At 40.2% G+C, this 25,522-nt stretch carries 23 protein-coding genes and 1 riboswitch; of the genes, 2 read left to right on the forward strand and 21 right to left on the reverse strand.

The annotated features are described in order from the left end of the window. Positions 1–2: 2 nt before the first annotated feature. The 7 genes from lgt to uvrB form a co-directional block, all read right to left on the reverse strand. The gene (gene lgt, locus ABC361_RS15305) at positions 3–866 is read right to left on the reverse strand and encodes a prolipoprotein diacylglyceryl transferase (RefSeq protein ID WP_413074750.1); all 864 of its coding nucleotides are present in this window, start codon (positions 864–866) and stop codon (positions 3–5) included. Between the two features lie 27 nt (positions 867–893). Then, the gene (gene hprK, locus ABC361_RS15310; RefSeq protein WP_413074751.1) at positions 894–1,829 is read right to left on the reverse strand and encodes an HPr(Ser) kinase/phosphatase; all 936 of its coding nucleotides are present in this window, start codon (positions 1,827–1,829) and stop codon (positions 894–896) included. A 132-nt stretch (positions 1,830–1,961) separates the two neighbouring features. Next, positions 1,962–2,306 (reverse strand): phage holin family protein, encoded by a 345-nt coding sequence (locus ABC361_RS15315; RefSeq protein ID WP_413074752.1) that lies wholly within the window; start codon positions 2,304–2,306, stop codon positions 1,962–1,964. 12 nt (positions 2,307–2,318) lie between these two features. Further along, entirely contained in the window at positions 2,319–2,504 is a 186-nt protein-coding gene (locus ABC361_RS15320; RefSeq protein WP_413074753.1) for a PspC domain-containing protein, read from the reverse strand. A 32-nt stretch (positions 2,505–2,536) separates the two neighbouring features. Further along, complete coding sequence (locus ABC361_RS15325) at positions 2,537–3,607, reverse strand: DUF4097 family beta strand repeat-containing protein (protein WP_413074754.1); 1,071 nt, start codon at positions 3,605–3,607, stop codon at positions 2,537–2,539. Positions 3,608–3,689: 82 nt separating this feature from the next. Then, positions 3,690–6,551 (reverse strand): excinuclease ABC subunit UvrA, encoded by a 2,862-nt coding sequence (uvrA, locus tag ABC361_RS15330; RefSeq protein ID WP_413074755.1) that lies wholly within the window; start codon positions 6,549–6,551, stop codon positions 3,690–3,692. Positions 6,552–6,555: 4 nt separating this feature from the next. Next, complete coding sequence (gene uvrB / locus ABC361_RS15335) at positions 6,556–8,538, reverse strand: excinuclease ABC subunit UvrB (protein WP_413074756.1); 1,983 nt, start codon at positions 8,536–8,538, stop codon at positions 6,556–6,558. A gap of 276 nt (positions 8,539–8,814) precedes the next feature. Next, positions 8,815–8,937, forward strand: a riboswitch (FMN riboswitch). Between the two features lie 111 nt (positions 8,938–9,048). Here uvrB and ABC361_RS15340 point away from each other — a divergent pair. Beyond that, positions 9,049–10,035 (forward strand): DMT family transporter, encoded by a 987-nt coding sequence (locus ABC361_RS15340; RefSeq protein WP_413074757.1) that lies wholly within the window; start codon positions 9,049–9,051, stop codon positions 10,033–10,035. A gap of 89 nt (positions 10,036–10,124) precedes the next feature. Here ABC361_RS15340 and ABC361_RS15345 read toward each other — a convergent pair whose 3' ends face one another. The 10 genes from ABC361_RS15345 to ABC361_RS15390 form a co-directional block, all read right to left on the reverse strand. Further along, a complete protein-coding gene (locus tag ABC361_RS15345) occupies positions 10,125–11,297 on the reverse strand; it encodes a hypothetical protein (protein WP_413074758.1) in 1,173 nt (390 codons plus the stop codon). Positions 11,298–11,388: 91 nt separating this feature from the next. Next, on the reverse strand, positions 11,389–12,855 hold the full coding sequence (locus tag ABC361_RS15350; protein ID WP_413074759.1) for a S41 family peptidase: 1,467 nt from the start codon (positions 12,853–12,855) through the stop codon (positions 11,389–11,391). A gap of 149 nt (positions 12,856–13,004) precedes the next feature. Beyond that, on the reverse strand, positions 13,005–14,399 hold the full coding sequence (locus ABC361_RS15355; RefSeq protein WP_413074760.1) for a murein hydrolase activator EnvC family protein: 1,395 nt from the start codon (positions 14,397–14,399) through the stop codon (positions 13,005–13,007). A 31-nt stretch (positions 14,400–14,430) separates the two neighbouring features. Then, positions 14,431–15,321 (reverse strand): permease-like cell division protein FtsX, encoded by an 891-nt coding sequence (ftsX, locus tag ABC361_RS15360; RefSeq protein WP_413074761.1) that lies wholly within the window; start codon positions 15,319–15,321, stop codon positions 14,431–14,433. Next, complete coding sequence (gene ftsE, locus ABC361_RS15365; RefSeq protein WP_413074762.1) at positions 15,311–16,003, reverse strand: cell division ATP-binding protein FtsE; 693 nt, start codon at positions 16,001–16,003, stop codon at positions 15,311–15,313. Before ftsE ends, ftsX begins: the two co-directional genes overlap by 11 nt. Positions 16,004–16,199: 196 nt before the next feature. After that, positions 16,200–16,523 (reverse strand): c-type cytochrome, encoded by a 324-nt coding sequence (locus ABC361_RS15370; RefSeq protein WP_413074763.1) that lies wholly within the window; start codon positions 16,521–16,523, stop codon positions 16,200–16,202. Between the two features lie 61 nt (positions 16,524–16,584). Then, positions 16,585–17,692, reverse strand: a protein-coding gene (gene prfB, locus ABC361_RS15375) for a peptide chain release factor 2 (RefSeq protein WP_413074764.1) whose coding sequence is annotated in 2 segments (ribosomal slippage) — positions 16,585–17,619 and positions 17,621–17,692 — 1,107 coding nt in all. Because the reading frame shifts where the segments join, the coding sequence is not laid out codon by codon here. Between the two features lie 28 nt (positions 17,693–17,720). After that, on the reverse strand, positions 17,721–20,246 hold the full coding sequence (gene secA, locus ABC361_RS15380) for a preprotein translocase subunit SecA (RefSeq protein ID WP_413074765.1): 2,526 nt from the start codon (positions 20,244–20,246) through the stop codon (positions 17,721–17,723). 147 nt (positions 20,247–20,393) lie between these two features. Next, positions 20,394–20,957, reverse strand: coding sequence for a ribosome hibernation-promoting factor, HPF/YfiA family (gene hpf, locus ABC361_RS15385; RefSeq protein WP_099301723.1), 564 nt, complete (start codon positions 20,955–20,957; stop codon positions 20,394–20,396). A gap of 158 nt (positions 20,958–21,115) precedes the next feature. Next, on the reverse strand, positions 21,116–21,313 hold the full coding sequence (locus tag ABC361_RS15390) for a cold shock domain-containing protein (RefSeq protein ID WP_035420575.1): 198 nt from the start codon (positions 21,311–21,313) through the stop codon (positions 21,116–21,118). A gap of 433 nt (positions 21,314–21,746) precedes the next feature. Between ABC361_RS15390 and ABC361_RS15395 the strand changes: the two genes are divergently transcribed. Beyond that, entirely contained in the window at positions 21,747–22,595 is an 849-nt protein-coding gene (locus tag ABC361_RS15395) for a DUF6612 family protein (RefSeq protein WP_413074766.1), read from the forward strand. A 90-nt stretch (positions 22,596–22,685) separates the two neighbouring features. On the opposite strand, the gene ABC361_RS15400 is transcribed toward ABC361_RS15395, so the two are convergent. From ABC361_RS15400 to ABC361_RS15415, 4 genes are read right to left on the reverse strand one after another with little or no spacing between them, the layout of a single operon-like run. Beyond that, positions 22,686–23,030 (reverse strand): flagellar protein FliT, encoded by a 345-nt coding sequence (locus ABC361_RS15400; RefSeq protein WP_413074767.1) that lies wholly within the window; start codon positions 23,028–23,030, stop codon positions 22,686–22,688. Then, positions 23,027–23,419 carry a flagellar export chaperone FliS gene (gene fliS, locus ABC361_RS15405; protein WP_413074768.1) on the reverse strand — a complete coding sequence of 131 codons (393 nt, stop codon included), beginning with the start codon at positions 23,417–23,419 and terminating at the stop codon, positions 23,027–23,029. Before fliS ends, ABC361_RS15400 begins: the two co-directional genes overlap by 4 nt. Positions 23,420–23,431: 12 nt before the next feature. Next, a complete protein-coding gene (fliD, locus tag ABC361_RS15410) occupies positions 23,432–25,192 on the reverse strand; it encodes a flagellar filament capping protein FliD (RefSeq protein WP_413074769.1) in 1,761 nt (586 codons plus the stop codon). 16 nt (positions 25,193–25,208) lie between these two features. Beyond that, on the reverse strand, positions 25,209–25,505 hold the full coding sequence (locus tag ABC361_RS15415; protein ID WP_413074770.1) for a flagellar protein FlaG: 297 nt from the start codon (positions 25,503–25,505) through the stop codon (positions 25,209–25,211). Positions 25,506–25,522 lie beyond the last annotated feature (17 nt).

Consider the following 25,522-nt stretch of genomic DNA (forward strand, 5'->3'; position numbering starts at 1 on the left):
TTCTATTTTTTCTTTTTCTGTTTATTGTTCTTTGTGTTGGCTGTAGTTGTAGCACCATCCGTATCTAAATAGCGTGGGGGCTGAACGACCATACGTCGATAAATCCATAGAATGATTGCCAATCCAATTAGAACGATTGAAATAAATTGCGCAGTTCGTAGCGTTTCCCCGATTAACAAATAATCCAAACGGATGCCTTCAATAAAGAATCGACCGACGGAATACCAAATCACGTAACTGAAGAAAAGTTCCCCTTGTCTTAAGTTCACTTTTCTTAACAGAATTAAGACAATAACACCTAAAAGACTCCATAACGATTCGTACAAAAAGGTTGGATGATAATACGCACCATTTATGTACATTTGATTAATCATCCAGTCAGGCAAGAATAAACTCTCTAAAAATTCTCTTGACACTTCCCCGCCATACACTTCTTGGTTGACGAAGTTCCCCCATCGACCAATCGCTTGACCAATAAGAATCGCTGGCGCAGCAACGTCGGCAATTTTCCAAAAAGATAACTTCTTCACTCGAGCAAAGACAATTGCCGTTACAACCGCACCAATTAAAGCACCGTGAATCGCAATTCCACCTTCACGAATGTTAAATACACTTAACGGGTTATCTGCAAATTGATCCCATCTAAAAATGACATAGTAAAGTCGCGCACAAATAATAGAAATTGGCAGCGCCCAAACGAGCAAATCTGCAAACGTTTCTTTAGGAAGGCCACGCTTATCTCCTTCATAACGTGTCCATAAATAACCAACAAACACACCTAAAAGAATCAACACCGCATACCAATAAATATCGATTGGCCCAAGCGAGATAAAAACGCGATCCATCGGTTCAATTTGTGTATTCAATCTGTCTCACCTCTCTACTCTCTGTTCTTAAAATTCTTCATTATCCCCTTGTTCAATCACTTGTGTCAGACGCTCTGAAAATTCTTGCGCAGCGTTAAACCCAAGCCGCTTTAAGCGGAAATTCATTGCAGCCACTTCAATGATAACCGCCAAGTTTCGTCCTGGACGAACAGGCACCGTCATCTTTGTTATTTCTGTATCAAAAATTTTCATTTTATCTTCTTCAAGTCCTAATCGGTCGTACGCTTTTTTCTGATCCCATGTTTCGAGGTTCATACACAAGCTTATGCGTTTAAACGGACGAACCGCTCCAGCACCGAACAAGGTCATGACATTGATAATCCCTAACCCACGAATTTCAAGTAAATGTTGCAATAACGGCGGGGGATGCCCCACTAATGTATCTTCATTTTGCTGACGAATTTCAACTGAATCATCAGCCACTAAGCGATGGCCTCTTCGTACAAGGTCGAGCGCGGTTTCACTTTTACCGACACCACTCCCACCAGTGATTAACACCCCTATCCCATAAATATCAACAAGAACCCCGTGTACAGCCGTCACAGGCGCTAACTCACTTTCTAAGTAGTTGGTCACGCGGCTACTAAGCTGTGTCGTTGTTAATGTTGACCGAAGAACAGGCACATTTTTTTTATTTGCCGCCGCAATTAATTGAGATGGCGCTTCTAATCCTCGAGATAAAATAATACCAGGTGTATCATATGTACATAGCTTCGTCATCCGCTCTTCTTTTTCTTCATCCGATAACGACTTTATAAAAGATAGCTCGGTTCGACCAATTAACTGCAGACGGCGAGCAGGATAATACGTAAAAAAACCAGCCATTTCAATCCCTGGACGAGAAATGTCACTCGTCGTAATAGGACGATAAATCCCTTCTTCCCCTGCTAATAGTTCAAATTGAAATTTCTCTAATATATCATTCGCTGTCACTTTTGACATGCACACACCTCTTTTACATAGCTTTCCACTAGCCATATTGTAGCACGATTTTTATCAGAGTCATAAACCTTAAAAAAGTGATCAAAAAAGACGCAGAGCGAACGCCCTACGTCTCACGGATTTCTTATATAATTAGCTTCGTTTGACAGGGTTTATTAATATCGCTTGGAACAGCGCAATAATAACAGCTGCAAGTAAAGCAATACCAAAACCATCAATGACAAAGTAACTTCCCATAAACCAAGCGGTCAACATTAACGTTAACGCACTAATGACAAATAGGAATAATCCTAGCGTTAAAATGGTTATTGGCAACGTTAATACCGTAAGTAATGGTTTCACAGTCCAATTTAAAACTGATAAGATAAGCGCAGCAATCAAGGCAGCGCCAAACCCACTTAAGGTAAAACCAGAGAATAACTCTGATAAAAGTAATAGCACAAGTGCGTTCAGCACAAGACCAATAAGCCATCTCATATGAACCCCTCCTTACTCAGTTGGCATTAAAAATGTAGCAATGATATAGGCAATAAGAACGGGCCATACCGTTGAGATTAGCGCTAAGATAACAGCGATAAGACGAATAATTGTTGGGTCAATTGAAAAGTATTCAGCAATTCCGCCACATACTCCTGTTATCATACGTTTACTCGATGATCGTTTTAGTTGCTTCATCTTACATTACTTCCTTTCAAAGACGTATACTTCTATTGATTTCTTAATGTGATACTACCAGTGTTAGCAACAGCACGAACTTTCACCTTACCTGGAATATCATCATTTGCGGTTACGTGCATATAACGCTGCGCAAGCTCTTTTTTCTCGTCATGAACAATCGACGATTCAAGATGGTTATGAATCGAGCCGACATTTGAACGAAGTTTCCCTTCAAATCGGACATCTTCCGCAACAAATAGTTTCACGCTACCTGTGGTCGTTTTGACATCTAAATAGCCACCTGTATTATGATGTTTATTTAAATAATACGTAATGGACCCATTTACTGTTTCTACATCAGCATCTTCAATTTTTCCGTTTGCTTTAATCGTTCCATTTAACGTTTTCGCAAATAAAGAGCCGATTGCGTTCTCTTCAATCGTAATCGAGCCGTTCATTGTTTCTAAGCTTGCTTTTGTTGCTTCCAAATGGGTGACTTTAATTGAGCCATTTGTTGTGTTCGCTTCAAACTCTTTCGTCTGTACTGATTCCCCGGTTAAAGATCCATTAAACGTATAAAGTTTGATGCTATCGTAGGCGGATTTTGGAACATATAACGTTCCATTCACTTTCATTGTTTTTGACTTTGTTTCGAATACTAGTTCACCGTCCGTTATTGAAAAAGACGATTCCTTCATTAAAAATTCATGTGCCTGCTCATCGTTATTAGTTCGGTACACTTTTGCATCAAGTTCTAATCGCGCGCCTTGTTTTTCCCACGGTACAATGGTAAACGAGCCATTTTCTAAAGAGACCTTCACTTTATTCAATTCTGCTTGCTCTTCTTCAAACGTATGTTGAATATCAATTCCGTTTCCGAAGTTAAAGTCAAAATCACCTTCTCTTACTTTTTGAAAGGCTGATTCAAAAAAACTGGTAAATTTCGTAAAAGGTGACTCTTCAGGCTCTTGACGTTCTTTACTTGATGAGCTAGCCTTGCTAGCAGTTGATCCAGAGGATACGTCTTCCTCTTTCCCAACAGCTTCAAGTAACTTCAAGCCTTCTTCAGCAGAGACTTTCCCATCTTCTATCATCTTTAAAATCATTTTACGTTCTTCCATCACGATCGCTCCTTTTCAATATTATCTTCTATGATCTTATTACGAAGAAGCAAGGTCACATGTTTCATTTTTTCCCTATTTTTTATGATGAAAACTCGAATTTTTCCGCATAGCGTGCTTTATCTCTTTCTAATATCGGTTTTAAGTAGCGTCCGGTATATGAACCTTCCACTTCTGCGACTTCTTCAGGTGTTCCTTGAGCAACGAGCTGACCGCCACCTGTGCCGCCTTCAGGGCCTAGATCAATAATGTGATCAACCGTCTTAATAACATCGAGATTGTGCTCAATTACAAGAACGGTATCGCCATTATCGACAAGACGCTGAATGACACTTAATAAGCGATCAATGTCATCAACATGCAAACCTGTCGTCGGTTCATCTAAAATATACAGGGTTTTCCCTGTTGGTCGTTTATGAAGCTGTGAAGCGAGTTTTACACGCTGGGCTTCTCCACCGGATAATGTTGTTGCCGGCTGCCCTAAACGCACATATCCCAAACCAACATCAATTAATGTTTGGATTTTACGCTTAATCTTTGGAATGCTTCCGAAAAACTCAACGCCTTCTTCGACTGTCATTTCCAATACATCTGCAATCGTTTTGCTTTTATACGTTACTTCTAACGTTTCGCGATTATAGCGCTTCCCGTGACAAACTTCACACGGGACGTAAACATCAGGTAAGAAGTGCATTTCAATCTTAATAATGCCGTCTCCTTTACATGCCTCACATCTACCGCCTTTTACATTAAAACTAAAGCGCCCTTTTTTGTACCCTCTTACTTTTGCTTCATTCGTTAGTGCAAACACATCACGAATATCATCAAACACACTTGTATAGGTTGCAGGGTTTGATCGCGGAGTACGGCCAATTGGTGATTGGTCAATGTCAATGACTTTATCCATTTCTTCAATACCAACAATTTCTTTGTGCTTTCCAGGCTTATCTTTGGCACGATGAATTTTTTGCGCAAGAGACTTGTGTACAATTTCATTTACAAGTGTACTCTTTCCGGAGCCAGAAACACCCGTAATGGCAGTAAAGACACCGAGCGGAAACGTAACATTTATATTCTTTAAATTGTTTTCCGTAGCACTTTTCACAACAAATTTTCTGCCAGTCAAGGAGCGACGCTCGGTTGGAACGTTAATAAACTTTTCACCAGCTAAATATTGACCAGTCAAGGAGTTAGGATCAGCAATTAATTCTTCTGGAGAGCCTTGTGCTGTCACATAACCACCGTGCACACCTGCGCCAGGACCAATATCGATAATGTGATCCGCGGCCAACATGGTGTCCTCGTCGTGTTCAACAACGATGAGCGTGTTTCCTAAATCGCGCATCCGTTTTAATGTTTCAATTAAGCGGTCATTATCTCGTTGATGCAACCCAATGGAAGGTTCATCTAAAATATAGAGCACCCCCATAAGAGATGAGCCGATTTGTGTCGCAAGACGAATACGCTGTGCTTCACCACCGGATAACGTGCCAGCCGCTCGAGATAGTGTAAGATAATCCAACCCTACATTGATAAGGAAGCCGATTCGATCTTCAATTTCTTTAAGAATAAGTCTTGAAATGGAACGATCTTTTTCTGATAGCTCCAACGTTTGCATAAACTGAAGGGCATCGGTACAAGAAAATTGACTCACTTCACCAAGGTGCTTATTGCCAACAAAAACAGCAAGCGCCTCTTTTTTTAATCGATAGCCTTTACAAGTTGGACAATTTTTCTGTGACATGTAGGCTTCCATCTGCTCGCGTATATAATCTGAGCTTGTCTCTCTGTATCGACGGCTAACATTTGTTAAAACCCCTTCAAACACAATCATATGCTCACGAACGCGTCCAAAATCATTTTCATAATGGAAAAAGATCTTTTCTTTTCCGCTCCCATTCAAGATGATGGATTGTTGTTTTTCAGGCAGTTGATTAAAAGGCGTATCCATATCAATTGAAAAGTGCTCGCATACCGCTTCAAGCAGCTGTGGATAATAGGATGAGCTCGTTGGCTCCCACGGTGCAATGGCATGATCCCTTAACGTTCTGTCTGAATCAGGAATCACGAGCTCCGCATCTACTTCTTGCTTCACACCGAGACCATCACAAGCGGTACATGCGCCGTATGGACTGTTAAATGAGAAAAAGCGTGGCTCTAATTCAGGAATGGAAAATCCGCATTCGGGACAAGCATGATGTTGACTGAACAATAGTTCTTCGCCGTCAATCACATCGATCAAGACACGTCCATCAGCAAGATTTAAAGCTGTCTCTAATGAATCAGCCATTCTCGTTTGAATCCCGTCTTTCACAACAATCCGATCAATGACCACTTCAACGTTATGTTTCTTATTTTTATCAAGCTCTATTTCTTCCGTTGCTTCTCTCATTTCTCCATTTACACGCACACGAACATAGCCATCTTTTTTAATTTGATCAAATACTTTTGCGTGAGTCCCCTTTCGACCAGAAACCATAGGGGCAAGGATTTGCATTTTGGTACGTTCGGGAAACTGTTGCAATTGATCAACCATTTGCTGAATCGTCTGCGATGTAATCTCGATGCCATGTTTCGGACAAATAGGCTTGCCGATTCTTGCATATAAAAGCCTTAAATAATCATGAATCTCTGTTACCGTTCCAACGGTTGAACGAGGGTTTCGGCTCGTTGTTTTTTGATCAATCGAAATAGCCGGCGACAATCCTTCAATTGAATCAACATCAGGTTTGTCCATTTGCCCTAAAAATTGACGAGCATAGGCGGATAACGATTCTACATACCGCCTTTGCCCTTCTGCATAAATTGTATCGAATGCCAAAGAAGATTTTCCAGAACCCGATAAGCCCGTCAAAACGACGAGCTTTCCTCTAGGAATTGAGACATCCATATTTTTTAAATTATTTGATCGTGCCCCTTTAACGACAATCTCTTCGTGTGCCATACCGTCATCCTTCCGCTTTAAGCTCTAACAGCATATCTCGAAGTTCAGCTGCTCGTTCAAAGTTTAAATCTTTTGCAGCTTGCTTCATTTCTACTTCTACTTGTTCAATAGTCTTTTCACGTTCTTTTTTCGTCATTTTTTGTTGCGGTTTTTGCGTAACATCGTATTCGCCATCTTCTTCTGCTGCATACGTCGCTTGGACAACATCAGGAATTTTCTTTTGGATCGTTTGAGGCGTGATGCCATGCTTTACATTATATGCTTCCTGAATTTCTCGACGGCGCTTCGTTTCGCTTATCGCTACTTCCATTGAACCTGTCATTTTATCCGCATACATGATGACTCGACCGTGTTCGTTTCGGGCAGCTCGACCAATCGTTTGAATAAGAGAACGCTCCGCTCGTAGAAATCCCTCTTTATCTGCATCCAATATTGCAACGAGAGAAACTTCTGGAATATCTAGTCCTTCTCGTAATAAATTTATCCCAATAAGAACATCAAATGTTCCCATTCTCAACTGCCGTATAATCTCAAGTCGATCCAACGTCTTTACTTCAGAGTGTAAGTACCGGACTTTTATCCCTAACTCTTTCAAGTAATCCGTTAAGTCTTCAGACATTTTCTTTGTTAATGTGGTAACGAGCACACGCTCATTCCGCTCAATCTGCTCGTGGATTTCGCCAATTAAATCATCAATTTGTCCTTCAATTGGACGAACCTCAATTGGCGGATCTAATAAACCAGTTGGTCGAATAATTTGTTCAACCATTTCTGGTGTATGTTCTAGCTCATAAGGTCCTGGTGTAGCCGAAACATAAACCGCTTGACTCACTTTTCCTTCAAACTCAGCAAATTTTAATGGTCGATTATCCAGTGCTGAAGGCAAACGGAATCCGTGGTTCACAAGAATTTCTTTTCGAGCTCGGTCACCATTATACATGCCTCGTACTTGAGGCAATGTAACGTGGGACTCATCCATAATAAGCAGAAAGTCTTCCGGAAAGAAATCGATCAACGTGTACGGTGTAGCCCCAGACTCTCGTAATGTTAAATGACGGGAATAGTTTTCAATCCCTGAGCAAAAGCCCATTTCAGCCATCATCTCAAGATCATAACGCGTACGCTGCTCTAAACGTTGCGCTTCTAGTAATTTCCCCTCTTCATGCATCGTTTTTAACTGTTCTTCTAACTCCGTTTCAATATTAGCAATTGCTTTTTTCATTTTTTCTTCTCGGGTAACAAAGTGAGATGCCGGAAAAATAGACACGTGGTTGCGTTCGCCTTTTATTTCACCGGTTAATGCGTCTACTTCAGTCATGCGGTCAATTTCATCACCAAAAAACTCAACCCGGATACATTGCTCGTCGCGAGAAGCTGGGAAAATTTCCACAACATCGCCTCTTACACGAAATGTTCCGCGGATGAAGTTTAAATCGTTTCGATCATACTGGATGTCTACAAGCCTGCGTAACAACTCATTTCGATCCATTTCCATTCCTGTACGTATAGATAAAACAAGGTCTCGGTACTCTTCTGGATTACCTAAACCATATATACACGACACACTAGCTACGATAATCACATCTCGTCTTTCAAATAAGGAACTTGTAGCCGAGTGACGTAATTTATCAATTTCATCGTTAATGCTTGCATCTTTTTCAATAAAGGTATCAGAAGACGGCACATACGCCTCTGGTTGATAATAATCATAATAGCTAACAAAATATTCAACAGCATTATTCGGAAAAAATTGTTTAAACTCGCTGTACAGCTGTCCGGCAAGGGTTTTATTGTGTGCCATAATTAATGTCGGCTTATTCACTGCTTGAATCACATTTGACATTGTAAACGTCTTACCGGTCCCTGTTGCTCCAAGTAACGTTTGATGCCGGTCACCGTTTTCAATCGCACGCACAATTTTTTCAATTGCATTTGGTTGGTCGCCTTGAGGCGAATAGTCTGATACTAATTGGAACGTTTGATCCATCTTTAATAGAGCGATTAACTGGATGTTCGTCAGTTAATACACTCACCCCTCCTTCGCAAAAGAACATTATCCTACTGTTATTCCCATTTTCCGTCCGTTAAAACAATACATGCTAACCTTCTCTAAACACACGTTCGCTTAATTATATCACATGTCTCATTCCCGACACCAGTTTTTACGAACGCACGTGCGTAACCATTTATTGTTAACGAACATATCTATGGACGAATAGCTGATAATCCAGTATGATAACAATAATGATTATTACATTTGAATAGGTGTCTTCGGGGCAGGTGAAATTCCTGACCGGCGGTAAAGCCCGCGACTCCACATCATTTTGTGGACTGATTTGGTGAAATTCCAAAGCCGACGGTAAAGTCCGGATGGGAGAAGATCAAATTGAAAGAATGTAGCGTTTGCTATGTTTATTTCGTCAGCCCTGAACATTTTTGTCCAGGGCTTTTTTTGATTTTTACAGAAGACCTTTTCACTGAAAAGGAGCTCACAGCTGTGAACGAACAACGTACGAATAAAACATTTTGGTTTATTGTCATTGGTGCCGCCTTTTGGGGGATTAATCCATTGTTTCGAATCTTATTACTCGATACAATGACTTCTCTACAAATTGTATTTGTCGAACACATTATCTTAGCTTTAATCGCTATACCCATTTTATATAAATTCCGAAGCGACATTAAAAAACTGCGCTTTAAAGATTTAGGCGCACTCTTGTTTATTTCGTGGGGTGGCTCTGCCATTGCAACGCTCTTATTTACTCAAGGCTTAACAATTGCTTCATCCGGTGGCGAAATTAATTCTGTTCTCTTATTACAAAAGTTGCAACCACTTTTTGCGATTACCCTGGCACATTTTCTATTAAAAGAGAAGCTTCCACAACGTTTTGGTCTATACGTACCAATTGCACTAGTTGGTACCTATTTATTAACGTTTGGGTTTTATTTTCCGATTAATAATCCAGGTGATATCCTTCAGCTAGGCAGCTTGTATGCGATTGGTGCAGCCGCGCTTTGGGGAGGTTCAACCGTAATGGGGCGTATCCTTCTCCAAAAATGTCGTCACGAGACGGTGACGGCGCTTCGCTTCTTACTTGCATTGCCTTTGCTTGGTGTGTTGATTACAGTATCGCCTGACATGTGGACAACACCTGAGTCAGCTGTTGCTTTAACCTTCATCGGACTTAACATTCTCGCATCTGCTTTATTGCCAGGACTTGTATCAATGCTTCTATACTACCGAGGTCTTCAGTCCGTTAAAGCTTCCGTGGCAACGATTGCGGAATTGAGTTTTCCAATGACGGGTGTACTCGTATCATGGATTACTCTTGAAGAAACGGTCACGATTGCTCAATTAGTTGGCTTTGCTCTTATCTGGTTTGTTTTATATCGCATTTCTAAGCAACAAGATACAATTTCCCAGCTCCCGCCTTTAAAGAAGAGGCAAAAAGCAGCGTTACGAACGTCTGAAGATACACCTTAAATAAGCTCTGCCTTGCACGCATTACGACAAAAAAGACGACTGATCCAGTATAGGATTAGTCGTCTTTTTATGAGGTTATTTTAGTTGATTCAAATAATAGAGTTACTCAATTTCTCTTGCTTTCGCACAAGTAAGACACCTAATTGATAGTGCTCGCCATTATAGAGTGGGCCTTGCACGAAGCGCTTCTCTCCATATTGATCTTTTACCTCAATTTTACAGTAAACTGAATTCTTCTGAAGCGCTTGATAAAGCGTCGTCTCGTCAAACACCATCATTCCATTTACCTTTGTAATTTCCTCACCAATTATAATCTTCATTTTTCCAGCAGGACTATGAGGCAGTACACCTACCACACGACAGCTCTCTTCTTCCTCCGTAAAGAAAGCAGGGTCTTTCTTTGCTTTTTGCCAAATGGACAATTGCAATGTGAGATGAAGAAGCGCCATCAATCCTAGTATACTTGCAAACAGCCATGCACTCGAATAAAAGGTTACGATAATTGTAGATACAGCAGCTACGATTGCTAGTAAAAGATATGTACGTGTATGTTGATCAGTACGTAGGTGCATCTGATTACGCGTTTGCAATTTGAATCCGAGAAAAATTGGAAACAGAACAGGCTGAAGAGCCAGATTCCCTACTGTAAACAATGGCCATGACCAAGGAAGGGAAACGATGCCCTCTGGAATAAATAGTACAACTGGTATAACCCACAACCGATTTATCTTGTGAATGCCGACATACCGTCCTCTTTTCCCTTTTTCTAACTGCGGAGACACTAACTTCGATCCATTTTTTCGAATTAACACCGCTTGCGCTAGTAAGCAGACGGTCATAATAAATAGGATTGTTGGGAAAATGAAAGAGGCACGCATTGAATCATCTACGTTAGGAACTGAAAGAACTTGCGGAACGAGTACAAGATAAAGTCCAACAAGTAAAAATAAATAAGTCGGTGTCACGAGCTGCATTTGTCCGGTTATTACCAACAGCAGCGTTGCCACTCCTATCGCAATCACAACATCAACCGGCAATAATGTCCCGACTGCAACTGTAGAAATACTAATTAGTACACCTGCTATTAATGAAGGAATGATACTAAATAAAAAATCAGCGCGTCGTGCATATACCCGAGTATGAAACGATCCTCGTTCCTGCTTTACACGTTGATGTGCAATAAAGAAGAGTACGAGTAAGCCAATATAGACAATAGGATTTAAAAAAAAGCTCGCTAGTGCAATTACGATTGTATCTACCATAACTTGTCCTCCAGCACTTACTTAAAAAGAGATATCTGTGCGATCTCATACAGATATCTCTTTTTCATGCATGTAATACTTCTCATTATACTTATGATGCTTGCTCAGCAGCAAGTTCAATCGCTCGATTTAGCTGTGCATCATTTTCCACATCTCGAATATGAGCGCGTATCTCTTCTTGAATCATTTGCGCAGTGTCTTCATCGAGTTGTCCATTAACATCTAAATCATACGTTTCTTGAAATTCAATTATCGCACTTTCAGTCTGCTCGTCAAAGTAGCCATCCGTTCGTCCTACTTCATACCCCAATCCTTCAAGCATGCTTTGTGCACGTCCGATTTGATCGGATACTTGGTCTTGTTCAAAAGCCTCTTCAATTGAAAGGGCAACTGAGTAAAAATAATCTGGCTGATCAACTTCAACAGTCGGTTCAACACCATCTTGATCAATGGTATTTCCCCCTGCTGTTAACCATCGATCGGTCGTAATCTTCAAGGCACTACCATCGGTCATTCGAATTGATTTTTGGACAGTTCCTTTACCAAAAGTCGTGTTCCCTACCAGATCATAATCACCTGATTCTTTTAGTGCTGCAGCTAGAATTTCGGAAGCTGAAGCGCTACTTTCATTTATTAAACCTACAATTGGATACGGTTTACGATCATCTAGATCGGATTCATAGCTTTCAATACTGCCATTACTATGCTCAATTTGAACAATCGGGTTATTTTCAGGGATTATAAGGTTTCCAATATTTTGCGCTCCATCTAAATAACCACCTGGGTTATTTCGAACATCGACAATTAAACCATCAATGCCTTCATCCTCTAATTCTTGTAATAATTCTTCAAACTGACTTCCTACATCCTCAGAAAACGAAGTAATTTCTAAACGGCCAATTAATTGACCATCCGCTTCAAATGTATCCGCACGAACTGCGTCTACTTGAATGCGGTCTCGCTCAATTGTGACATCAAAAGGTTCACCTTGTTCACCTCTTTGAATTGTCAACGTGACATCCGTACCACCTTCGCCACGAATCAACTGGACCGCTTCATTTACTGAATAGCCTTCAATCGATTCACCATCAATTTCTAAGATTGCATCGTTTGGTAAGAGTCCTGCCCGCTCCGCTGGAGATTCTCTCATCGGAGTAATAATGGACACATAGCCATCTACCATGCCAACTTCTGCACCGATGCCTTCAAAATGAGAGCTCAATGATTCCTGAAAGTTTGCTGCTGATTCGACATCCATATAATCTGAGAAGGGATCTTCTAATGTCTCAACCATTCCGTTAATGGCGCCTTCAACCAGCTTTGTTCGCTCCACTTCAGATACGTAGTTATTTTCAATCGTTGTCAATGCTGTTTCGAATTTCTCCATCAACTCATCATCATCTAATAGCACTTCTGGAACATCAACATCTTCACCACTTGAAGAAGGCGGTGTTTCATTTGAAGCTCCAAACTGAATTCCATCATTTATAAAAAAGACAGCAGCTACAGCAATAATGACCATCACCGATAAAGTAAAAATCAATTGCTTTAATTTCAAAACCCTTCACCACTCCCAATGAGTTAGACATACAATTCAAGCATTATATTTATTCTAAGTCGTTCTCAGCCTAATGTCAAAACTCGTTTGTCCTATTTTTGTCAAAAAATTTAAAAATAGCGCCCCTATAGGTGGACGCTATTTTTGTTTTATATATAATTCATTGGATCAACAGCATTTGTACGAGCCCAGTTAAAGGCACCTCTGTGTACTTCAAAGTGTAAGTGTGCGCCTTGTGAATCACCAGTGTTCCCCATTGTGCCAAGTTGGTGGCCTTGACCAACACGTTGGCCAGCACTAACATCAATTCGATCTAAGTGTGCATATACAGTTGTATATTGTTGTCCATCCATTTGATGCGTAACAAGTACCCAATTACCAAAACCACCATCGTGGTATCCCGCTTCAACAACGGTTCCGTCTAATACGGATACGATTGGTACATCGCCACTTCTTCCATTTTTACCAATATCAATTCCCCAATGTTGTCTTCCCCAACGTGGACCAAAGTGAGAGGTTACAGTTCCTGTTGCAGGTCGAATAAAGGAAGATGAATTGTTTGTTGAAGGTGCTGCTGCAGTCGTTTGTACGGTTGCATTGTTCCCACTAGATGACGGTGTTGCTGAATTTGATGACCGCTCTGTTGTTTCTGGTTTAGATTCAGTCTCTGCTTGAGCAGATTCTGCTGCTTTTTTCGCTTCTGCAGCTTCACGCTCTTGTCTTTCTTTCTCTTCTTGTTTACGACGCTCTTCTTCTTCACGTTTTCTTTCTTGCTCTTCTTCCCACGCAACAAGCTCTGCTTCAAGAGCTGCTTCTTGCCCTACTAGCAATTCTTCATCAGAGATAATTGCATTTAATTCCTCTTGAAGTTGTGCTTCTTTGTCATTTAAATCATTTTGCAAATGCTCTAATTCATCTTGTTGGCTATCTAACTCTTCTTGAACGGTTTTTAACGCTGCTTTATTTTCTTCTACCTTTGCTTTTTTCTCTTGAACTTCTTCTTTCGCATTATGTAGACGCTCTTCATCTGCAACGTGCTCGTCTAGTAACTCTTGATCACTTTCAGCTATGGTTGTAATTGCACTAAAACGTTCAATAAAATCACCGAAACTTTGCGCCCCAAGCAAGACTTCAATATAGCTTACTTCTCCGTCTGTTTCATAAGCTGCAACTGCACGCTCCTGCAAAATTTCTGTACGCTCTTCAATGCGCTCTTCGATAATCTTAATTTCTTCTTCAAGCGCTTTGATTTCCTCTTCAAGTTGAACAAGTTCAGCTTCTGTGTCATTTAGCTTTTGCTCGTTCTCATCTTGTTTTTCCGTCAATGTTTGAACTTGACTTGAAAGTTCATCAAGCTCGTTTTCTAGATCAGTTATTTCAGAACGTGTTTCGTTTGCAGATTCTTGGTTCGATGCTTGCTGTTCACGCACCTGATCTAATTTTGAATTGATTTCTGTATTTGCCATTGCTGGTTGGATCCCAGTAAATAGGAGAGCAGCTGCTGCAGTTACTGCAACAGTCGCTCTTATCGTACGCTTTTTCAACCCTTTTTCCCCCTTGACTTTGACTATACCTTTATACTTTTAAAAATTTCCGTACAGACATGACGCTTCCCCATATACCAACGCCAAGTCCAACAACCACTAATAAGATTGATAATTGTAAGATTAATAGATTAGGTGAAATTAAATCATACGGTACGCCCTGTAAGAAGCTCGCCGATTCATTGTATAAGAAGGTGTAGCCGAAGCTAATTAGTAGAATAGGAACAATACTTCCTAATAAACCTAATAACATCCCTTCAATTAGAAATGGCCAACGTACAAAACTATTTTTCGCACCTACTAATTTCATAATTTGAATTTCATTTTTTCTCGCTAAAATTGTTAATTTAATTGTATTTGAGATTAAGAACATTGCCGTGAATAATAGTGCAGCTACAACAACAGCTCCTGCTACTCTTCCTGTGTTCGTAATTGTAAACAGATCAGAAATAATTTCCTCTCCATAAGAAACTCTTCCTATATACGGATGTTCATCTACTGACTGAGCAATTTCTTCCGTTAATTGAGGTGTTGACGCAATAATTCGTAGTGCATCCCTGAGTGGATTGTCTTCTCGTAAGCTACCCCAATAATCCTCTCCGTCTGTTGAGGCAATTAAGTTTTCAAGTCCCTCTTCTTTATCAATAAACTCTACTTGTGCAACATCATACTCTTCATTCACTTCTTCAATTAAGTCATTGATTTCAGCTTCGTCTGTGCCTCTCTCAATAAAAGCTCGAATTTCGACATTATCTTCAATTGTTGAAGCAATATGATTCCCGTTTAAGAAAACAATCATAAAAAAGCCAACAATGACGAGCATAACTGTTACAGCACTTATTGAGGCAAATGTCATCCAACCGCTACGTCCAATATTTTTAAATCCTTCACGGATATGACGCTTGGCTGCATTAAACTTCATAACCGTAGTTCCCCCTAGCTTCGTCACGTACAATGCGCCCAGCTTCGATTGCAATCACTCGGCGCTTTAGTGTATTCACAATTTCTTTATTGTGCGTAGCCATGATAACCGTTGTACCAAGTGCATTAACATTTTCTAAAATGTCCATGATGCTCCAAGCTGTATCCGGATCGAGGTTCCCTGTAGGCTCGTCCGCAATTAAAATGTCTGGTCGATTGACAACAGCTCGCGCAATCGCCACACGCTGTTGTTCGCCACCTGACAGTTCACTTGGATAAAATTTCGCCTTACTTTTTATCTTAACAAGCTCTAATACATCCATCACTTTTTGCTTGATTTTTGAAGGGTGTTCTTCAATAACCTCTAGTGCAAAGGCGATATTCTCATATACTGTAAGAGATTGAAGTAGCTTGAAATCTTGAAAGACCACGCCAACTCTTCTTCTTAAGCTAGGTACTTCTTTATGTTTCAACTGAGACAAATTCACGTTATCAATGTAAATTTCACCTTTAGATACTTGTTCTTCTCGATATAATAAGCGAATAAATGTTGATTTACCGGCGCCACTTGGACCAACGATATAAACAAACTCGCCTTTATTAAATTGAACAGACATGCCATTTATTGCTTTCACACTGTTTGGATAGACTTTCCAGACATCCGTAAGCTGTATTAAACTCATTTCATCACAACCTTTAATCAATAATCCCAAGGTCAATTGTTGTTATTTGTCATGTTTTGCAGACATTTAGTCATGCTTCGCGGTTATTATATCATTAGATAAGCGCTAAAAATATTACATTTTTATTTCAATTGAGGTTTACTGTCAGATATTAGCGGGTAGGCATGATGAACGCAAAAAAAAATGAACTGTATGGTTACAGTTCACTTATCCATTTTGCCAACGCTTCTCGATCTTCTTCCTCGACTTTTTGAGGTGCCATATAGCCAATACCTTCTTTTATAATTGCCTCAATTTCTTCAGCAGAATAATCTAAGCCAATTAATGTTGGTCCCGTTGCTCCTTGCAGTTGATCTCCGTGGCACGTAATACAGCTGTTTTCTCGATAAAGCTCATATTCATCACCACTAAACGTTCGTTCCTCACTATCCTCTACTTGGATGGAATCATCGCTTTCAGATCCACACCCACTTAATAGGAGAAGAAACGACACTATACTTACGGGTACATACGACTTCAATAACGCCCCTCCTCATTAGCAACATTCAAGCAAAAAACCGGCTACTAAGCCGGTTTTTTCACTAGTCAATGTTAATAGTTTGACGTAAATACGCATCAATAAACGGGTCTAGATCCCCATCCATCACGGCATTCGAATTTCCATTTTCATGATTTGTGCGATGGTCTTTCACCATAGAATACGGGTGGAAGACATATGACCGAATTTGGCTACCCCAGCCAATTTCTTTTTGTTCACCACGAATTTCGGCAAGTTGTTGCTCTTGTTCTTCAATTTTTAATTGATAGAGCTTTGCTTTCATCATTTTCATCGCTTGTTCGCGGTTTTTAATCTGGGAGCGTTCACTTTGACACGTGACAACGGTGTTCGTCGGAAGGTGCGTAATACGAACAGCAGAATCTGTGGTATTGATATGCTGACCACCTGCACCACTGGCGCGATACGTATCAATTTTTAGATCTTCCGTATTTAGTTCAATATCGACGGTATCGTCTAACTCCGGCATGATTTCACACGAAACAAACGATGTGTGCCTTCTTCCAGACGAATCAAATGGCGAAATTCGCACCAAGCGATGAACCCCTTTTTCCGCTTTTAAATACCCATAGGCATTATGTCCTTTAATAAGCAATGTTACACTTTTCACCCCAGCTTCTTCACCAGGTAAATAATCAAGGGTTTCAACGGAGTAGCCTCGCTTATCAGCCCAACGCGTATACATTCTTAGAAGCATCGAAGCCCAGTCTTGGGATTCTGTTCCACCAGCACCAGGATGAAGTTCAAGAATGGCATTGTTTTTGTCATAAGGCTCGCTTAGTAAAAGCTGCAGTTCAAATTGGTTCATTTTCTCTACAAGCGCTTTTACCCCGTTTTCTAATTCAGACGCTAGCTCAGGATCGCCTTCCTCCCGAACTAACTCAAGATTCACTTCTAAATCTTCGTAAGCCTCAGCCATATCTTTAAACGTGTGCACTTGATCTTTAAGACCGTTCGTTTCCGCAATCACTTTTTGTGCTTCTTCTTGGTGATTCCAAAAATCAGGATCAGTCATCTTCTCCTCTAGCTCAGCAATTCGCTCTTCTTTATCTGCGACGTCAAAGAGACCCCCTAAAGTCCGTTAATCGTTTCTCTAAAGCCGTTAGCTCTTGCTTAATTTCTACTAAATCCAACGCTTCCACCTCATTATTTTAAAAAAACTTAGCCGTTTGCACCGCAACAGTTTTTATATTTCTTGCCACTTCCACAGATACACGGATCATTTCGACCAACGTCTTCCCCTTTGCGGACAGGCTTTTTCTTCGCTTGCTTTTGTTCTTCATTATTTGCTGATGGCTGAACAGCTTTCCCTTGTGCAACTTCTTGTCGCTGTAGGTTTTGCTGAACTTCTGCTTTCATGACGTACATAGACACTTCTTCTTCGATCTCAACAATCATCGCTTCAAACATGTTAAAGCCTTCAAAACGGTATTCACGAAGCGGGTCGTTCTGCCCGTATGCACGTAAATGAATCCCTTGTCGCAACTGATCCATCTGATCAATGTGATTCATCCATTTACGATCGACGGTACGCAGCATGATCACCTTTTCAAATTCACGCATTTGCTCAGGCGATACTTCTGATTCTTTCTGATGATAAGCCGCACGAACTTTTTCCGTTACCAGCTCCACAATTTCCTCTTGTTCCAGGCCATTAATCTCTTTTTCAGTTAACGCCCCTTCAGATAACAACTGTCCATTAATATACGTGACAATCGCTTGATAATCCCACTCTTCCTGAACAAGAGAATCGGGCGTATGCGTCTGAACAACATGCGCAACCGTTGCTGTTAGCATATTCTCTACAATTGATCGTAAATTGTCTGACTCAAGCACTTCCATCCGCTGCTTGTAAATAATCTCACGTTGCTCGCGCATGACATCATCAAACTGCAAGATTTGTTTACGGGCATCATAGTTATTTCCTTCTACACGCTTCTGCGCTGTTTCCACGGCTCTAGATACGAGCTTAGACTCAATCGGTTGGTCTTCTTCCATGCCAAGGCGCTCCATCATGTTGCGCATATTATCCGATCCAAAACGTCTCATTAGTTCATCTTCCATAGACAAGTAGAACTGCGAAGAACCTACATCTCCTTGACGACCAGAACGTCCTCGTAACTGGTTATCAATTCGGCGAGATTCATGTCGCTCCGTTCCAAGTACATGAAGGCCACCTACTTCCTTCACACCAGGCCCTAGCTTAATGTCCGTTCCACGCCCGGCCATATTTGTGGCAATAGTCACAGCACCTTTATGGCCAGCATTTTCAATAATTTCCGCTTCACGCTCATGGTTTTTCGCGTTTAGCACATGGTGCGGGATACGTTTTTTCGTTAGCATTTTCGAAACGATCTCAGACGTATCTACATTCACTGTACCTACAAGAACCGGTTGTCCAGCTTTATGTAGCTCCGCGATTTCATTCACAACCGCATTAAATTTCGCTTGCATCGATTTATAAATTAAATCAGAGCGGTCATCCCGGGCAATGTCTTTATTTGTTGGAATTACCATAACATCCATACCGTAAATATTTCGGAATTCTTCTTCTTCCGTTTTGGCAGTACCAGTCATGCCTGCAAGCTTTTGATACATTCTAAAATAGTTTTGGAATGTAATGGAAGCGAGCGTAATGCTTTCTTTTTGCACTTGCAAATTTTCTTTCGCTTCTAACGCTTGGTGTAAACCGTCACTGTATCTTCGGCCTTTCATTAGTCGGCCTGTAAATTGGTCAACAATCACGACCTCGCCGTCTTCTACTACATAATCGGCATCACGTTGCATAGCTACATGTGCTTTTAACGATTGGTTAATATGGTGATTAAGCGAGACATGCTTTTGGTCATACAAATTATCAATATTAAAGGCGCGCTCCGCTTTATTAACGCCTTCATCGGTTAATTGAACGGCTTTTGTCTTTTCATCATACGTATAATCTTCATCTACTTTAAGTACACGCACAAATGTATTGGCTTGCCCATAAAGCTTTGTTTTCCGCTCAACCGAACCTGAAATAATTAATGGAGTACGAGCCTCATCAATTAAAATGGAGTCAACTTCATCAATTAACGCAAAATGAAGAGGACGTTGAACCATTTGATCTTTATAAAGAACCATGTTGTCACGTAAATAATCAAAGCCAAGCTCGTTGTTCGTGCTGTACGTAATATCTGCAGCATAAGCTTTTTGTTTCTCTTCTCGGGATAGACCGTTTTCGTTTAAACCAACTGTTAGTCCTAAAAATTGAAATACGCGACCATAATTCCCTAAGTCACGGCTAGCTAAATAATTATTGACAGTAACAATATGAACACCTTTTCCAAGTAACGCTTGTACATAACAAGCTGAAGTACCAACAAGTGTTTTTCCTTCACCTGTTTTCATTTCAGAAATATTCCCTTGGTGTAAAGCAAGTGCTCCAAGCAGCTGCACACGGTAAGGGTACTCATTGAGCACTCGTTTCGATGCTTCTCTTACAGTGGCTAGGGCAGGAACAACAATGTCATCAATTGACGTTCCTTCTTCAATTTGTTGCTTAAATTCTTCTGTTTTATTTCTTAATTGGTCATCTGAGAGCTTTGTCATCTCATCAGCTAAAGCCTCAACTTGATCAATCACTTTTTCATTTTTCTTTAATTGCTTTTGAGCAGGATCGCCTACTACTTTTCGAAGTAATCCGAGCATCTTCATCTTCCTCTCTTAACGGCAATACACAAAACGATTCTTTTAATATGATCATACCTTATATTAGCAGTTTAAACAGTGGCTTACAAGACTACTTGCCCACCTGTCAACATTAAAAAGTGTCAGCGCGTGGCTGACACTTTCATTTTATGCTTCCGACTCAATTAACCCGTATTTCCCATCTCTTCGACGATACACAACGTTTGTACTTCCGCTATCGGCATCAGAAAAGACGAAGAAATTGTGACCTAGTAAATCCATCTGCAGAATTGCTTCTTCTGCATCCATTGGTTTTAAATTGAATCGCTTCGTTCGAACCACTTCTAAATCATTTTCGTCTTCCTCTTCAATGATTTCTTCTCTTAAAGGTTCCAACTCATTTTTAAACATATGCTTGAGGCTACCCTCTTGTCTAAATTTACGATTGACTTTCGTTTTATGCTTTCTAATTTGGCGTTCTAACTTTTCGACGACTACGTCGATCGCTGCATACATATCCGCATTTGTTTCCTCGCCTCTTAATAAGAGTCTTGGCATTGGAATAGTAACCTCTATACTTGATTCGCTACTATTAATGATCTGTAGCTTTACATTTACATCCGCAATTGGAGTAGTATCAAAGTATCTTTCAAGCTTACCGACTTTCTTTTCCACATACTCCCTAATTGCTGGCGTTACCTCAATGTTTTCACCACGAATATTATAATGCATCGTTGAACTCCTCCTTTTCCCTTGCTTACTTCTACATTTCCCTCTAAAATCCTTCTTAAACATTGAAGATATGACAAAATCCATACAAAAAACCCACTCCATTCTTAATGGGGTGGGTTGAGCATTAGCTATTATTCATATCCTTACAGGAATGTGAATTAAAGCTTAACTACGTTTGCAGCTTGTGGTCCACGAGCGCCTTCAACGATTTCGAATTCTACATCTTGACCTTCGTCAAGTGTTTTGAATCCTTCAGAGTTGATTGCTGAGAAGTGTACGAATACGTCGTCTCCATCTTCACGCTCGATAAAACCAAAACCTTTTTCTGCATTGAACCATTTTACTTTTCCTTGCATGTTTCACATTCCCTTCGTTACATAAAATTTCATTATATGGTGTTATACCACAGATTCAATATACCAGTACGATTCATATAAGTCAAACTCTTTCTTCAAATTGCGAGTCGGCATTTTGTCTGATTATGTCGATAATATTCTCTTAAATTGGTAACGCTTTCTATTAAGGGTTAATAGAATAGAAGTTTTAAGTCAAACATAAAAATGATGGAAAATATGAAATTTGTCGAAAGGTTTTCTGAGAAATTTTTTCGACATGAATCTTTCTCCTGTTTCTTCCATAATATATAACGCTTTACGTTTAAAAAAGTAGCCTTGGTTCTAATTTCCTATTTGCAACTTATACGACTTTTGTTACAATGTCACAAGCGCTTGTAACACAAATGTAATATTATAATAGAGCGCTCACTCAAATTAGCAGGAGTAGATGACCATGTTACACAAAAATTGGCTATATTCAAGTGTGACTTTATCAATCCTTCTCGGGGCATGTTCATTATCCGATATTGAAACAGATGAAACGGTACAACTAACAGATGAGACAGAAAAAATGACTCATCAACCTTCAGAAGATCAAAGTCATGCTCTTATTGAAAACGCCATTGCTGCTGAGTCAACACTTGAAAATTATAGTGCAAATATAAAAATGACAGATTTTATTTCATTCAGAGATGAACAGATTCAAAAAGTAACCGATGGAACCCTGTCTTTTCAAAAAGAACCAGAAATTATCTACTCAAATTTCGCCAGATACGCGATGAATGGTGCTGGGAATATTGATCAAGTGGAAGAAACACTGGGTTTATTAAAAATGAATGATACGCTTGTTTCAAATCATAATAACGACGGATGGGAAGAGATTAATGAAACAGCGGAGCTAGGATCGATTTTGTCCTCTGACTATTCCCCTCAAAACCAGCTATCACTTCTACAGGGAATAACAGAATTTGTGTCCGTAAGGGAATATGACGATCTATATGTATTAACGATAGAAGCAACTAATGAGGACCTCGACGATATGGCGTTACATATGGATTTGTTTGACCAATCCCTATTTGGACTTGAAGAAATCGACTTACGAAATAGCTCTTATCAGGTTTCACAGCTTGATTTTATGCTATTTATTGATAAAGAAACGTATCTCCTTGAAAAATCAAATACTGTATTTGAATTCATCATTGACGCTCCAGCTGAAGAATATGCGGTACGAAAAGATTTAACCGTCACACGATCGAGTGTAAACAGTCCTGAAGGTATCCAATACCCATCTCTTGCACAATAATTTCGAAGAATCCCTCGCACCATAAAAAGGGATTCTTTTTCATTAAAAAACACGCCCCAGTTTACAAACTAGCGCATGTCCATAATTCGTTTATAGCGTTTTTTTATCTAAAAATACACCTGATTCGGTTCTTCCATATGTCTGTTGGTATTTTTGACGGCCCTCTTTTTGCTTGGTAAATCGACTTATCTCTTTTTTAAGTGATTCAAGCTGGGTTGAAAGAAGCTCTTTGATCCGCTTTTCTTCTGTTAAATCCATTGGCTCATGTCCGTCTTGATTAACCAACTCATTAATAACGTTTTGTCGATTGTCTAGTAAACGCATCAGTTCTTCAATATAACCATCTCGATCAAGATCCTGATTAGGCAACCCATTGGAAAGGTGTGTCACAAGGTTCGTAGTGTGCGTCGCCAACCTATTTTCTAAATTGTTCAATTTACGTCAGCTCCACCATAACGTTGCTGGCGCTCCAATCGAATGACTTCTTTCCACGTGTCTCGAAATTCCACCACATATTGTTTTGCTTCCTTTAAAGCTGACACATCGCTTTTTATATTTGCTTCAACTAAATGATGGTGAATATACTCATACATTCGCATCATATTTTGCCCAACTTCACTGTCAGTTTTTAGTGTAATCATGAGTTCTTTTACAATAGCCTCTGCTTTTGTTAACGCTTCGTTTCTTTGTTGAAACTGGTTTGCACCAATGGCTTCTTCAGCTATTCTCAGTTGTTTCAAACAGCCATTGTACAGCATAAGCGTTAATTCTCCTGGAGAGGCTGTTTGGACGGATTGTTGTTTGTACGTCGCTTGTTTTAGCATACAGTGCCTCCCTTAATTGTTGTAAAGCAAGTTAAATAACGATTCACTTTGTTGATTTGCCATTTGCATCGCTCTCTCCATGGCTGTGAACTGGCGCCAATATCTTGACTCTTTCTGCTCTAACCGTCGTTCAAAGTTTTCTAATTGCTGATCAATCGTTCGAGTTTGTTGCCCAATCGTAAACTGGTGTAATTCATGAAATCCTTCTGAACCTCCAGCCCGTCTTGCAATTGCAGACATAGATTGTTGCAAATCTCGCCTCATGGACTGGGCGATTCCTTCTGTTTCTTGATTTCCATTAAATAGTGTGAAAATGCCCTCAGGATCATTCTCAATCGCTTCTCGTAACTTATCCTCATTGATTTCTAACTTTCCGCCATCCGCGTAGTCTCTCGTCGTTGTAATGCCAATTTGAGATAGGTGCGTAAACGAACCACCAGTAGGGATTACTTTATACACATTATTCCTCATTTGGTTCATGCTCGTTTGTAAGAGTGAATCATTTCGTAACAAGCCACTTTGCGCTCGTTCATCCCATCGTTTCGCTTCTGTTTCAGATAGTGCATCTCTTTCCTCATCTGTTAAAGGGTCATAATCGCGATAGTAGCGTTCGTTGACTTTGCCATTCATAAAGTCAACCAACTCGTTATACTCTTTTACAAATGATGTAATCGTCTCATAAATTGAGTCAACATCTGTGGATGCAGTGAGCGTAATAGGTTGGGTTGACACATCTTTAAGCGTTATAGACATGCCGCTAATAGCGAATGTATTGCTCCGTCTCTCCGTATCAAGGCCATTTATAGTAAAAATCGCATTTTGACCGTTTGTCACTTCATCTAATCCAAAGGCAGATGTAAATAACCCACCGCTAAAGGCAAATTCATCAACTGATGTATTAAATGTGCCAGTATCTTTATTCGTCAACACAAGCTTTTTATTATGGTCATCAAAAAAAGCCGATACATTTGCTTTTGATTGATTGACCGTCGTCACGACACTTTGAATCGTATCAGCTTCATTAAAGAAGAAGGATGTTGTGTGGAATTCCCCTTTTTCATTTGCCATGACAGAAAGGGATGAAAACGTATAGCGCTGTGCTTGCTCTTCATTTTCAGCTTTTGCAATGTATTCAACTTGTACTTGCGACGACAACGAAACGTCTTCATGGAAGGTGACAGTTCCGGAATCATCTAAGCGAACTTGATTTTGTTGTAAAGGAGCATCTTGGTCTGCTACAACTTCATAAGCTTTGCCTTGAACGAGAATATGCGTTGCACCCTCTGCTAAAGGCTGCGTTAATGAAATCGTCTTACCCTCTCCAACTTGAACAGATGCTCGTTCTTTTCTTCCTGACACCCAATCGATTTCATCGCCAGCCAGTTCCTTAATAGACGTCTGGTTCGAAACAGGTTCGCTTGAGTTCTGTTTTGAAATCGGTCGACCAATTGCTGTCGTGGAAGTAGCCAATTGCTTTACTTCATTGATTGTAAAACTCGTATTCCCAACATTAGAAGAAGCCGTAGCTGAAACAACCGCTTGATTCGATGACAAGACCGAGCGCCTTTGCATAGAGGATGCACGCATAATGGAATCAAACATTGATGTATGTAGAGCGCGCAGCTTCAAATTAATATCTCGGTAGTTGTCCATTTTCCAACCAAGCTCTGTTTTTTGTTTTTCTAATTTATTTACAGGCATACGCTCTGCCTGCATGAGGTCTTTCATCATTTGATCGATATCTAGCCCCGATGATAAGCCTGATAGTCGCATCGTTTCTTCACCTCTTTTATACTTGACGATCGATTATTAATCCTGCTGACTTCATCATTGACGCAACAAGATTCAGTAATTGTTCAGGTGGAACTTCACGAACAACTTCCTCAGTATCCGAATCAACAACTTTTACATACACCCGACCAAGATCAGAATGAATGTGGAAAGATAAGGCACGTTTCCTTACCTTTTGCTCATCAGTCGCGAGGGTATTCTCTGTTTCTGTTCGGTTATGATTCCCATCCAAATTTCGGAACGGGAGATCGCTTAAAAATGAACGGTTTCCTGCTGAATGAATTTCCATGGACATTGCATCGCCACCTTCTG

Origin of the sequence: Shouchella phoenicis, assembly GCF_047238345.1 — a bacterium.
GTDB lineage: Bacteria > Bacillota > Bacilli > Bacillales > Bacillaceae_D > Shouchella.